Consider the following 13,673-nt stretch of genomic DNA (forward strand, 5'->3'; position numbering starts at 1 on the left):
AGAATCACATTTAAATAATGTGGATTCTCCTCTCTTTTTAGGCGTTTTATCTATCTTTGCAGTTCTTTACAAATGGTATATAGTTGATGAAGAATTATCTGAAATATTCGTTAGGGCTGACTTTGGTTGTTCTGTTTGTATTGCTTGCTATGCATTGGCTTCCGGTTCTGACGATAGACGGACATACGATGAGAAGGGTGGATTTGTTAAGTGATATCCGACGACTCGAACCTGTAGGAAAAGAGGTTGGGACAGATAGCTTACCTCCGGTTCCGAAAGTGAAACCGGCTTTTGTTGATACTTGTCGTGCGGGAATGACTTGTATAGAGGATTATAGTGACTCTACACTCCGTGGAATGACACCCTTTTATCATGCTTTGAATGAACTTTCTTCTAAGAAACGTTTAGTTCGGATTGCTGTGTTCGGTGATTCATTTATTGAGGCCGATATATTTACAGCTGATCTTCGCGAGATGCTCCAGAAACGTTTCGGAGGTTGTGGAGTTGGTTTTGTTACCATCACCTCTATGACGAGTGGATATCGTCCGACCGTTCGTCATACTTTTGGCGGATGGTCGAGCCATGCGGTGACAGACAGTGTTTATTTCGACCGTAAAAAGCAAGGGGTTTCCGGCCACTATTTTGTTCCGGGAGAAGGAGCTTATGTTGAACTCCGCGGACAAAATAAATATGCTTCTTTACTTGATACTTGCCAGGAGGCATCTATCTTCTTTTATAATAAAGGCATTGTCGATCTTTCAGTTCGAGTGAACCGTGGAGAAATGCAGACACGTCAGTTCGAACCTAACGGTCGCTTGCAAGAGATGCAGGTCAAAGGTCGGATCGGTTCGGTACGTTGGACTGTAAATCAGGCCGATTCCGCACTCTTTTACGGCTTGGCGATGGATGGTACGGAAGGTGTCATACTTGATAACTTTTCGTTACGCGGCAGTTCGGGGCTTTCTTTACGGACTATACCTTCAGAGATGTTGAAAGAGTTCAATATGCAGCGGCCGTATGATTTGATTATATTGCAATACGGGTTGAATGTGGCTACCGAACGAGGATATAATTATGATAATTATCAGAAAGGTTTACTGACGGCAATCGGTCATCTGAAAAAATGTTTTCCCCAGGCCGGGCTGTTGTTGCTTAGTGTGGGTGACCGCGACTATAAGACAGAAAATGGCGACCTACGTACAATGCCGGGCATTAAGAACTTGATCCGTTATCAGCAAAACGTTGCTGCTGAAAGTGGAATCGCTTTTTGGAATATGTTTGAAGCGATGGGAGGTGACGGTAGCATGGCAAAGTTGGTACATGCAAAACCTTCGATGGCTAACTACGATTATACACACATTAATTTCCGGGGAGGTCGGCATTTGGCTGGCTTGCTTTACGAAACACTCCTTTACGGAAAGGAACAATACGAGAGGAGACGTGCCTATGAGACCGAATAAATTCCTATTATTTATTCTATATAACTTGTTTATGGTGCTGAGGCTTTTGGCACAAGATATTTTGCCTGGTTGTCCTGCTAAGATGTTTCTTGTGAAAAGTCCCAAACCGATGAAAGAAATGAAGCTTCTTTATGACACGCTATCGGTACATGTGAAGTTTCCGATTGCATTCAAAGGGATAGGAAATAATGAAATAATCGACAGTCTTGGATCATTGTCACCAGTTTTAGAACATTTGCGTTTGGTGAAAGGAGGGATAAGTGAAGACACTGTGCGTATCTTGCATATAGGTGACAGCCATATCCGGGGGCATATTTATCCGCAAACTATAGGTCGGAATTTGATTGAAACATTCGGTGCTGTTTCATACACGGATATGGGTGTGAACGGGGCAACTTGTCTGACGTTTACGCATCCCGATCGCATAGCTGCTATTGCTGCCGTTCGGCCTGAATTGTTGATTCTTTCTTTTGGTACCAATGAAAGTCATAACCGGCGTTATAATGCCAATTTGCATTACCAACAAATGGACGAGCTTATAAGAATGATTCGGGACAGTTTGCCAGACGTGCCTATTTTGTTGACTACTCCTCCTGGTTCTTATGAAAGTTTCAGGCAACGTCGGAGGAAACGTACCTATTCTATTAATCCTCGTACGGTACAGGCTGTTGAAAATATAAAAAAATATGCCGGTGATAATTTTTTGGCTATATGGGACTTGTACAATGTGGCTGGTGGTAGCCTCCGTGCTTGTAAGAATTGGCAGGAGGCCGGTTTGATGCGTCCTGATCATGTTCACTATATGCCCGATGGTTATGTTCTGCAAGGTAATTTGTTATATGAAGCAATAATAAAAGCATACAATGATTATGTCTCTCAATGATATAGATTTTGGCCGACTTCGCGATATATTTATTTACGATCCACAGGCTCCGTTGATATTCAGTAGCGGAATGTTCTTGTGGCTCTTTGCTGCATTCATGGTAATATATGTTTTGTTGCAACACAGAAATACGGCACGTATTTTATTCGTGGCACTGTTCTCTTATTATTTCTATTACAAGAGTAGTGGTACCTACTTCTTTTTATTGGTATTTGTCACTTTAGGAGATTTCATAATAGCCCGTTTCATGGACTGTACCTCCAATAAATATGGAAGGAGGGCATGGGTGGTGTTAAGCCTTTGCCTGAATCTCGGTCTTCTTGCCTATTTTAAATATACCAATTTTCTCGGTGGTGTCATCGCGTCGTTGATGGGCGGAGAGTTTACTGCCCTCGATATATTTTTGCCGGTAGGTATTTCCTTCTTTACTTTTCAGTCATTGAGCTATACGATCGATGTTTATCGATGCGAAATCAAGCCACTTGCCAATTTGCTTGATTATGCTTTTTATGTTTCATTCTTTCCACAATTGGTAGCTGGACCTATTGTTAGGGCACGTGATTTTATTCCACAGATACGTAAGCCACTTTTTGTGTCGCAGGAGATGTTTGGACGTGGCATATTTCTGCTTGTTGTGGGGTTATTTAAAAAAGCGGTGATCTCAGATTACATCAGTATCAACTTTGTTGAACGCATTTTTGACAATCCTACGCTTTATTCCGGTGTTGAGAATTTGATGGGACTTTATGGGTACGCCCTCCAAATCTATTGTGATTTCTCCGGTTATAGTGATATGGCAATAGGAATTGCTCTCCTTTTAGGTTTTCATTTTAATATGAATTTTAATTCTCCCTATAAGTCGGCATCGATAACCGAATTTTGGCACCGTTGGCATATCTCTTTGTCCAGTTGGCTGCGCGATTATCTTTATATCTCTCTCGGAGGAAACCGGCATGGTAAATTTCGGCAGTATCTTAATCTGATTATTACTATGTTCTTGGGCGGCTTATGGCATGGTGCATCATGGAATTTCGTTCTTTGGGGAATGTTCCATGGGATAGCATTGGCACTGCACAAAGCATGGAGGAGCATAACAGGACGTAAAAAAGGAGAAGAAAGTCATGGTATCCGCCGTTTTTTAGGCGTGATCATCACTTTCCACTTCGTTTGTTTCTGTTGGATTTTCTTTCGTAATGCCGATATTCATAATTCAATGGATATGCTGAGACAAATATTTACCACTTTTCGTCCTCAACTGTTCCCACAATTACTAGAAGGATACTGGCGCGTTTTTGCTTTGATGGGGTTGGGATTTCTGCTTCATTGGGCACCAGATCGCTGGGAGAATTCTGTATGTAACGGAGTAATTCGCCTTCCCTTTCTAGGGAAGGCGATACTGATGATCACTATGATTTATGTGGTTATTCAAATGAAAAGTAGTGAAATTCAACCATTCATTTATTTCCAGTTCTAAGAGATATCTTAGTTTATAAAGATTTCATCTATAAATATAAATGCCGGTTTGCCTTCACCGGTATGTCCTTTCGGCAAAGCAGAGGTAGGCTTTATCGTAATTTTTACAAAAGTGGCTTTTATGGGATTAAAATTTATTGCATAAGGGACGATTTCTTTTTTATTCATATCCGTACAGGCTGGATATTCTCGGTTGGCAACCTCACTGAATAGCTTGCCGTCTTCAGAAACTGCAACGGACATTCCTGTTGCTCCCATAATCCAAGCGTTGACATCAACGCAGGCTTCTGTTGACACATGGCTTATTTCAGTAGGCTGACCCAGATTTATGGTTGCTTCTACGTTGTCTCCCTGAAAGCCTAACCATCTTCCTCCGGCGTAATTTCCATTACCTTTCAGACCGTCTACCAAAGTGATTGCTCCATTATAAGCATATTTGGGAGTAGGTTGGCTTTTCAGTTCGATAGGGCAACAGGTTGCTTTATTAAAATTGATGTTTTCAGAAATTACCTTACTATTTCCTGAAGGACGGACGGCACTGGCTTTGAATTCAGTAGAGCTTGTAATGTTTATAGGTGCTTTGTATAAAGTGGATGAAGTAGTGGGTTCTGATCCATCCAATGTATAATAGATCGGTGCATTATCTACTGTTTTTAGTTCGGCTATAACCGCTTTTTTATCAGAATCGTAAGTGAAATTCGATTTGATGTCATAGATGTGTTTTCCATAATTATAACCCATGCCTTGATAAATTTCCATGAGACGGGGAAGGCGCTGGGCGAAGTTATTGAAATCTTTCTTTTCCGGCATTGTCCATTGTATTTCAGCCAAGGCTGCCATACGGGGCAGAACCATGTATTCCACTTGCTGAGTGGTTGCTATATATTCTGTCCATAGATTAGCTTGCACACCGATGATATGTTTTTTTTCAATTTCATTCAGCTCGGTAGGTACAGGTTCCAAGCTGTATACATGTTCTATAGGTAGGCATCCTCCAATGGCGTCTGGTTCTCCCTCGGTATCTGCTGTCTGATAGTAATCGAAATATAGATAAGTATTCGGGGTCATGATGACATCATGTCCCAGTTTGGCGGCTTCGATACCCCCTTGAGTTCCTCGCCATGACATTACAGTCGCGTTAGGAGCTACATCTCCTTCTAGAATCTCATCCCAGCCAATGATGCGATGTCCTTTATTATTCAGGTACTTTTCGATGCGTGCCATGCAGTAGCTCTGCAAACGGTCTTCAGCCGTATGCCTTTCGTCGGCTTTCAATCCTTCGGACTGGATGCAGGCTTGGCATTTGGGACATTTTTCCCAGCGGGTACGGGGAGCTTCATCGCCTCCTATATGTATATATTCCGATGGGAATAGTTCTATTACTTCCGATAGTACATCTTCTAGAAATTGCATAGACTTTTCATTGCCGATGCAAATTACATCGTCGAATACACCCCAACTCTTTTCCACTTCATAAGGGCCTCCCGTGCAGCCCAATTCCGGGTAAGAGGTAAGAGCAGCAACCATGTGCCCGGGTAAGTCGATTTCCGGTATAATTGTAATATAACGTTCCTTTGCGTAAGCGATCACATCCTTTATTTCATCTTGGGAGTAAAAACCACTATGAGGTTGTCCATCAAATTTGTCTGAATTGTGACCTATTACCGTTCCCGCACGGATTGATCCGATTTCGGTTAGTTTCGGATATTTCTTGATTTCGATTCTCCATCCTTGATCATCAGTCAAATGCCAATGGAAAGTATTCATATTATGTAATGCAAGTAAATCGATATATTTTTTTACGAACTCTACTGGGAAGAAGTGTCGGCAAATGTCAAGATGCATTCCTCGATAACCAAAACGAGGATAATCTTTAATTTCTACTCCAGGCAATGTAGCGCTTCCCAATGAGTTTGTTGTCACCGGGATTGCTTTTCTTAATGTTTGTATACCATGGAAGACTCCGTTAGGTGTTTTTCCTTGAATAGTGACTAATTGTGGAGTGACTTTGAGTTCATAACCTTCTTCTTGCTCGATTGCATCATTTATTCCAAGAAGAATTGCATTCTTTGGCGTGTCCTGTGGATTGAAAGGATTGATGGTTAATTCTTTTCCAAGAGCATCTTTCACATAGTCAGTAAGAAATTCGGCATTTCGTTTCAGTAAATCATTCCCTTCCGGGTAAAGTATCATGGTTGCAGAGGATAAATTGAAAGTTTCCTCTTGGTGTGTAACTACCTCTTGGGGGAGAGGGATTACTTGGAAGTTGGCTGTATCCTTATGGCAAGAAGTGGCTAAAAGGATGATTAATACCAACGCTGCGTGATTAAGTCTTTTCATAATATAAATTGATTATAATTAGCAATATGGGCAAAGATAAGAAAAAGTCTTTTTAATACTCTAAACTGCCTGTAAATACTTTATTGAATTCCTAGATCGATGATATTATTCATCCTGATTTAGTCCCCGTTCTTTATCCTTCCTTTTTTGTTTTTTTTCGTTGAACAGCGTGTGTCGTCTTGCCTTGTTCCCGTGTTGTGGCGTTCCCGTTCCGGCCTTCTCTCCTTCCCGCTGTTCCGGTGGCTTCCGCCTCCTTCCCCTCCCTTTCCCGCGGTCGGAAACTCCCGTGGCCCGGCGTGCGTCGCCCCTTTTTTATGGGGCTGGTTCTTGTGTCTTTCCCCTGTTTTTTTTATGTTGTCGTGCCTTTCCCCCTTCTTTCTTCCTTTCCCTTCCTTTTTTTCTCGGTCCTCCTCCGTCGCGGTTCCCGCGCGTCCTCTTGCCCCCCCCCTTATGATATAATCCCCCCTTGTAATATAATAATGTGTCCCCCTTTCCTTTCGCTTTCTTCCCCCTTCCTTTCATCGCCCTGTTTCCCAGCCCCTTGCGAAAAAGTTTTTCATTTTGTGTAAAAAAGTTCCCTTTATGTTTTGGAGTTGTCCTCCCTTTCCCTATCTTTGCACCCGCTTTCGAGAGGTAAAGCGTTCGTTTCTTGACATCCTTGCAGTGGGCGGCCCCCGGTTTTTTCCTTCTTTCTTTTTCCTCCCTTTCGCAGAGAGAGGCGGTTGGGGAAGGGGAAAGCAAAAAAACCTTAAAGGATTTGGTGGTTTCGAACAAAACCCCTACCTTTGCATCCGCTTTCTGAAACGAGGCCTCCGGGCCGTCAGGAGACAGTTAGTTCTTTGAAATATTGATAAACAATACAAGTAGTACATCCCGGCCCCCGCCCTTTTGGGCGGTGGGCCGGGTCCAAGATAAAGAACCGTCATTTCCGGCCCGGGCCGTTTTTTTTCGGCCCGGTTCCGGTGGTTTTCTTGATAAATCGCGGCATCCATGACAGAGCAAGAACGGCCCGGGGCTTATGCCCCGGGTCTCGACAATACTTTTACAATGAAGAGTTTGATCCTGGCTCAGGATGAACGCTAGCTACAGGCTTAACACATGCAAGTCGAGGGGCAGCATTTCCCAGCAATGGGAAGATGGCGACCGGCGCACGGGTGAGTAACACGTATCCAACCTGCCGGCGGCCCGGGGATAGCCTTTCGAAAGAAAGATTAATACCCGATGGCGCCCGGGGGCCGCATGGCCCCCGGGCTAAAGAATTTCGGCCGCCGATGGGGATGCGTTCCATTAGGTTGTTGGCGGGGTCACGGCCCACCAAGCCTTCGATGGATAGGGGTTCTGAGAGGAAGGTCCCCCACATTGGAACTGAGACACGGTCCAAACTCCTACGGGAGGCAGCAGTGAGGAATATTGGTCAATGGGCGGGAGCCTGAACCAGCCAAGTAGCGTGGAGGACGAAGGCTCTATGGGTCGTAAACTCCTTTTTTGCGGGAATAAAGTTCGCCACGTGTGGCGTTTTGCATGTACCGCACGAATAAGGATCGGCTAACTCCGTGCCAGCAGCCGCGGTAATACGGAGGATCCGAGCGTTATCCGGATTTATTGGGTTTAAAGGGAGCGTAGGTGGGCTCGTAAGTCAGTTGTGAAAGTTCGCGGCTCAACCGCGGAATTGCAGTTGATACTGCGGGCCTTGAGTGCAGCAGAGGTGGGCGGAATTCGTGGTGTAGCGGTGAAATGCTTAGATATCACGAGGAACTCCGATTGCGAAGGCAGCTCGCTGGACTGTTACTGACACTGATGCTCGAAAGTGTGGGTATCAAACAGGATTAGATACCCTGGTAGTCCACACAGTAAACGATGAATACTCGCTGTTTGCGATACACTGCAAGCGGCCAAGCGAAAGCGTTAAGTATTCCACCTGGGGAGTACGCCGGCAACGGTGAAACTCAAAGGAATTGACGGGGGCCCGCACAAGCGGAGGAACATGTGGTTTAATTCGATGATACGCGAGGAACCTTACCCGGGCTTGAATTGCAGACGAGCGTCCCGGAAACGGGACGGCCGCAAGGCGTCTGCGAAGGTGCTGCATGGTTGTCGTCAGCTCGTGCCGTGAGGTGTCGGCTTAAGTGCCATAACGAGCGCAACCCTCATCCCCAGTTACTAACGGGTCACGCCGAGGACTCTGGGGGGACTGCCGTCGTAAGATGCGAGGAAGGTGGGGATGACGTCAAATCAGCACGGCCCTTACGTCCGGGGCCACACACGTGTTACAATGGGGGGTACAGCAGGTCGCTACCCGGTGACGGGATGCCAATCTCCAAAGCCCCTCTCAGTTCGGATCGAAGTCTGCAACCCGACTTCGTGAAGCTGGATTCGCTAGTAATCGCGCATCAGCCACGGCGCGGTGAATACGTTCCCGGGCCTTGTACACACCGCCCGTCAAGCCATGGGAGCCGGGGGTACCTGAAGTGCGTAACCGCGAGGAGCGCCCTAGGGTAAAACTGGTGACTGGGGCTAAGTCGTAACAAGGTAGCCGTACCGGAAGGTGCGGCTGGAACACCTCCTTTCTGGAGCGGTGCCGCGTTTTATCTCTTTCCGGTTCTTTACCTGTCCTGCTTGTACTTGTTTATTTATAGATATGATCGACCGCCCGTGTTCTTTGCGGGCATAGATGAACAAGAGAAAACAGAAGCCGGGTCTACGCAGACCGGGTTGAACTAGTCCTATAGCTCAGTTGGTTAGAGCGCTACACTGATAATGTAGAGGTCGGCAGTTCAACTCTGCCTGGGACTACTTCCAGAAGGCCGACGCCCTTCCCCTCGGGTCCTCTCCGGCCCCGTCCGGAACCCCGCCCGGCCGTCTTCTGAGAAGGGGGATTAGCTCAGCTGGCTAGAGCATCTGCCTTGCACGCAGAGGGTCAACGGTTCGAATCCGTTATTCTCCACATTCCCTGAGGGGACACGATCTTTGACATGATGTACAAAAGTAAACGAAAAGCGAAAAGCTGAAAGTATTAGCCGTCCGGGGTGGCGCTGACGTGTGCGAACGCGTCCTCGCTCCCGCGGCGGCGGACAGAAGTAATAAAGGGCGCATGGCGGATGCCTTGGCTCTCGGAGGCGACGAAGGACGTGATAAGCTGCGATAAGCCGCGGGTAGGTGCAAATGACCCCTGATCCGCGGATTTCCGAATGGGACAACCCAGTATCCTGAAGGGATACTATCCATCCTGCGATGGAGGCTAACGCGGGGAACTGAAACATCTTAGTACCCGCAGGAAAAGAAAATAAACAATGATTCCCCTAGTAGTGGCGAGCGAACGGGGAAGAGCCCAAACCATGCATGTCACGGCATGCATGGGGTTGTAGGACCACGTTGTGGGACGAAAGTTGGCGAGTGGAACTCTCTGGAAAGTGAGATCATAGACGGTGATAATCCGGTACACGACCCCAACTGAACCCTAGTGGCATCCTGAGTAGCGCGGGACACGAGGAATCCTGCGTGAATCTGCCGGGACCATCCGGCAAGGCTAAATACTCCCGAGAGACCGATAGCGAACCAGTACTGTGAAGGAAAGGTGAAAAGCACTTCGAACAGAAGAGTGAAATAGTCCCTGAAACCATGCGCCTACAAGCGGTCGGAGCGGCCTTTGGCCGTGACGGCGTGCCTTTTGCATAATGAACCTACGAGTTACTTTTTCCGGCAAGGTTAAGCGTCTCGAGACGCGCAGCCGAAGCGAAAGCGAGTCTGAACAGGGCGTCAAGTCGGAAGGAGTAGACGCGAAACCAAGTGATCTACCCTTGGCCAGGTTGAAGGTTAGGTAACACTAACTGGAGGACCGAACCGATAAGCGTTGAAAAGCTTCCGGATGAGCTGAGGGTGGGGGTGAAAGGCTAATCAAACTTGGAGATAGCTCGTACTCCCCGAAATGCATTTAGGTGCAGCCTCGGGGGTTACTAATGTGAGGTAGAGCGACTGATAAGATGCGAGGGCTTCACCGCCTATCAAGTCTTGATAAACTCCGAATGCGCATTAGTTTTACCCCGGGAGTGAGGGCATGGGTGCTAAGGTCCGTGTCCTAAAGGAGAAGAATCCAGACCACCGGCTAAGGTCCCCAAATAAACGCTAAGTTGAACTAACGAAGTCAGATTGCTAAGACAGCTAGGATGTTGGCTTGGAAGCAGCCATTCATTTAAAGAGTGCGTAACAGCTCACTAGTCGAGGAGTTTGGCGTGGATAATAATCGGGCATCAAGCGTTTTACCGAAGCCGTGGGATACGCAAGTATCGGTAGGGGAGCATTCCACTCGGCGTCGAAGGCTTGGCGCGAGCCATGCTGGAGCGTGTGGAAAAGCAAATGTAGGTATAAGTAACGATAAAGGGGGTGGGAAACCCCCTCGCCGAAAGACTAAGGTTTCCTGATCAACGCTAATCGGATCAGGGTCAGTCGGGTCCTAAGGCTCAGCCGAAGGGTGAGGCCGATGGCAGAACAGGTTAATATTCCTGTACTACCTTGAAGAGTGACGTGGAGACGGAGGAGTGACAGCGCCGCCAGCTGACGGAATAGCTGGTTGAAGGGTGTAGATGCCGATGATCCCAGGCAAATCCGGGGTCTGAGTCGAACCTGATAGTATGGAGCGTCCTTACGGACAATCCAATAGTGCGCGTAAGCATACTCCCAAGAAAATCCGCTAAACTTAATCTTCGAGGTACCCGTACCGCAAACGGACACACGTAGTCGGGTTGAATATACTGAGGCGCTTGAGTGAATCACGGTTAAGGAACTAGGCAAATTGACCCTGTAACTTCGGGATAAAGGGTCCCCGCCGTCGAGGCGGGGCGCAGAGAATAGGTCCAGGCAACTGTTTAACAAAAACACAGGGCTGTGCAAAATCGAAAGATCACGTATACAGCCTGACACCTGCCCGGTGCTGGAAGGTTAAGAGGAGATGTCACCGCAAGGGAAGCATTGAATTGAAGCCCCAGTAAACGGCGGCCGTAACTATAACGGTCCTAAGGTAGCGAAATTCCTTGTCGGGTAAGTTCCGACCTGCACGAATGGTGTAATGATCTGGACGCTGTCTCAACCGTGAGCTCAGTGAAATTGTAGTATCGGTGAAGATGCCGATTACCCGCGATGGGACGAAAAGACCCCGTGAACCTTTACTATAGCTTAACATTGAATTTGGGTAATTGATGTGTAGGATAGGCCGGAGACATTGAAGCGGGTACGCCAGTATCCGCGGAGTCGCTGTTGAAATACGGCCCTTCGGTTATTTGAGTTCTAACTCGCGCTGCGAGGACACTGTTTGGCGGGTAGTTTGACTGGGGTGGTCGCCTCCAAAAGTGTAACGGAGGCTTCTAAAGGTGCCCTCAGGACGATTGGTAACCGTCCGCAGAGTGTAATGGCATAAGGGCGCTCGACTGGGAGACTCACAAGTCGATCAGGTAGGAAACTAGAGCATAGTGATCCGGTGTTTCCGCATGGAAGGGACATCGCTCAAAGGATAAAAGGTACTCCGGGGATAACAGGCTGATCCCTCCCAAGAGCTCATATCGACGGAGGGGTTTGGCACCTCGATGTCGGCTCGTCACATCCTGGGGCTGGAGAAGGTCCCAAGGGTTGGGCTGTTCGCCCATTAAAGTGGCACGCGAGCTGGGTTCAGAACGTCGTGAGACAGTTCGGTCTCTATCTATCGTGGGCGCATGAAATTTGCGTGGCTCTGACACTAGTACGAGAGGACCGTGTTGGACCGACCTCTGGTCTGCCAGTTGTGCCGCCAGGTGCATCGCTGGGTATCTAAGTCGGGACTGGATAAGTGCTGAAAGCATCTAAGTACGAAGCCAGCCACAAGATTAGATTTCTTAGGGTCGTCATAGACGATGACGTCGATAGGGGGCAGGTGTACAGGTAGCAATACCACAGCCGAGCCCTACTAATTGCCCGTCCACTTCCGTCCGCCCGGCGCTTTCCGCCCCGCCCTGCGGGTTCGCCCTTCGTTTGCTTTTCCGTCATGTCCGCCTCATTCAGGTGGCTACAGCGCCGGGGTTCCACCTCTTCCCATCCCGAACAGAGAAGTTAAGCCCGGCCACGCCGATGGTACTGCGTAACAGTGGGAGAGTAGGTAGCCGCCGTCTTGCCGCCCCCCCGCGCCCCTGAAGGGACGCGGGGGGGCTTTTCTTTTTGCCGCGGGCCGCCGTCGCCCCCCCCCGCGGGAGGCCGGAGACGCCCGGAAGGCGCGACGGAATGTTCATGCTGCACTAAAACTTTACTCATAATAGAATTTGCACACTTTTTAGAGTACTACTACGTTATATATTAGTAAATTTTATTTTTATGCAAATTATTGATATCCGGCGTATTAAAGTTATATTAGTTATAACAGCTGTAATCATAGCTGTAGCTTCTTTATATGTTTCTCATCGTTTAGTGAAGGATCTTTCTATGGAAGAAAGATTAAGAATGGAAGTCTGGGCGGAAGCAATGCGAGCTTTTAGTACTGCAGACGAGAATATGGATTTAAATCTTGTGTTGAAAGTTTTGAATGCCAATAACACTATTCCAGTAATTGTAGCGGATACAGCGGGAAATATTCAGACTTATCGTAATATTGATATTCCTGCTAAAGATTCGGTAGCATATCTAAATGCCGAATTGGAGTCTTTTAAAGAAGGGGGTAGTGTGATACGAATGGACCTTTCTTCCGGAGCTGACTATATTGATGTTTATTATAAAGATTCCTTAATGTTGATGCGGCTTTCGGTTTATCCTTATGTACAGTTGGGAGTTGTTTTGATTTTTGTTTTGGTTGCAATATTTGCCTTACTTAGTTCGAAGAAAGCGGAACAAAATAAAGTATGGGTCGGTTTGTCTAAAGAAACTGCCCATCAGTTAGGTACTCCTATATCTTCGCTCATGGCATGGACGGAATTATTGAGAGATGAATATCCGTCGGATAATTTAATTCCGTGTATGGCAGAGGATGTGGCGCGTTTGCAAATGATTGCTAACCGATTTTCAAAAATTGGGTCTGCTCCCGAGATGGAAAAAGTCGATTTAAGAATATTATTAAAAGAAGTGACTGAGTACATGGCCCGCCGAACATCGGATAAGGTAAAGATACAAACTAAATTGCCTAGTGATTCAGTGATTATTCTTTTAAACTCTTCACTCTTTGGATGGGTGATAGAGAATTTATGTAAAAACGCTATCGATGCAATGAATGGAGTAGGACAGATTATTATTACTGTCACAGACTCTACTAATCGTTGGTATATTGATGTAGAGGATACAGGAAAAGGAATAATAAAGAGTAAACACCAAACAATTTTCACTCCTGGCTATACGACTAAGAAAAGAGGTTGGGGACTTGGGCTTTCATTGGCGCGCAGAATTGTTGAGGAGTATCATTCAGGACGCATATATGTGAAACAATCAGAATTAAATAAAGGTACAGTATTTAGAATAGAACTTAAAAAGTAAATATTTACTGATAATTTGTGTGTTATGAGGATTATTAT

General features: G+C 46.7%; 6 protein-coding genes, 2 tRNA genes and 3 rRNA genes. 9 read left to right on the forward strand and 2 right to left on the reverse strand.

Annotated elements, in window-relative coordinates:
- The first annotated feature begins 86 nt into the window (after positions 1 to 86).
- From H8744_RS07800 to H8744_RS07810, 3 genes are read left to right on the forward strand one after another with little or no spacing between them, the layout of a single operon-like run.
- The gene (locus H8744_RS07800; protein ID WP_262434306.1) at positions 87 to 1,460 is read left to right on the forward strand and encodes an SGNH/GDSL hydrolase family protein; all 1,374 of its coding nucleotides are present in this window, start codon (positions 87 to 89) and stop codon (positions 1,458 to 1,460) included.
- Entirely contained in the window at positions 1,447 to 2,343 is an 897-nt protein-coding gene (locus tag H8744_RS07805; RefSeq protein ID WP_305067353.1) for a GDSL-type esterase/lipase family protein, read from the forward strand. The genes H8744_RS07800 and H8744_RS07805 overlap by 14 nt, the downstream gene beginning before the upstream one ends.
- On the forward strand, positions 2,324 to 3,817 hold the full coding sequence (locus H8744_RS07810) for an MBOAT family O-acyltransferase (RefSeq protein WP_262434308.1): 1,494 nt from the start codon (positions 2,324 to 2,326) through the stop codon (positions 3,815 to 3,817). The genes H8744_RS07805 and H8744_RS07810 overlap by 20 nt, the downstream gene beginning before the upstream one ends.
- An 8-nt stretch (positions 3,818 to 3,825) precedes the next feature.
- Here H8744_RS07810 and H8744_RS07815 read toward each other — a convergent pair whose 3' ends face one another.
- Positions 3,826 to 6,156, reverse strand: coding sequence for a glycoside hydrolase family 20 protein (locus H8744_RS07815; protein WP_262434309.1), 2,331 nt, complete (start codon positions 6,154 to 6,156; stop codon positions 3,826 to 3,828).
- 312 nt (positions 6,157 to 6,468) lie between these two features.
- Positions 6,469 to 6,930: a hypothetical protein gene (locus tag H8744_RS07820; RefSeq protein ID WP_262434310.1), complete on the reverse strand. Its 462-nt coding sequence runs from the start codon at positions 6,928 to 6,930 to the stop codon at positions 6,469 to 6,471.
- Positions 6,931 to 7,200: 270 nt separating this feature from the next.
- On the opposite strand from H8744_RS07820, the gene H8744_RS07825 reads away from it, so the two are divergent.
- The 6 genes from H8744_RS07825 to H8744_RS07850 all read left to right on the forward strand — a co-directional run bounded on the left by H8744_RS07825 (position 7,201) and on the right by H8744_RS07850 (position 13,635).
- A 16S ribosomal RNA gene (locus H8744_RS07825) occupies positions 7,201 to 8,723 on the forward strand.
- A gap of 152 nt (positions 8,724 to 8,875) precedes the next feature.
- Positions 8,876 to 8,949, forward strand: a tRNA-Ile gene (locus H8744_RS07830).
- 77 nt (positions 8,950 to 9,026) lie between these two features.
- A tRNA-Ala gene (locus tag H8744_RS07835) sits at positions 9,027 to 9,100 on the forward strand.
- Between the two features lie 127 nt (positions 9,101 to 9,227).
- Positions 9,228 to 12,112: ribosomal RNA gene (locus H8744_RS07840) — 23S ribosomal RNA — on the forward strand.
- A gap of 67 nt (positions 12,113 to 12,179) precedes the next feature.
- A 5S ribosomal RNA gene (gene rrf, locus H8744_RS07845) occupies positions 12,180 to 12,290 on the forward strand.
- Together the 16S, 23S and 5S rRNA genes with 2 tRNA genes alongside form the textbook arrangement of a ribosomal RNA operon.
- Positions 12,291 to 12,489: 199 nt before the next feature.
- Complete coding sequence (locus H8744_RS07850; RefSeq protein WP_262434311.1) at positions 12,490 to 13,635, forward strand: sensor histidine kinase; 1,146 nt, start codon at positions 12,490 to 12,492, stop codon at positions 13,633 to 13,635.
- Positions 13,636 to 13,673 lie beyond the last annotated feature (38 nt).

This window comes from Jilunia laotingensis (assembly GCF_014385165.1).
GTDB classification, from domain to species: Bacteria; Bacteroidota; Bacteroidia; order Bacteroidales; family Bacteroidaceae; genus Bacteroides; species Bacteroides laotingensis.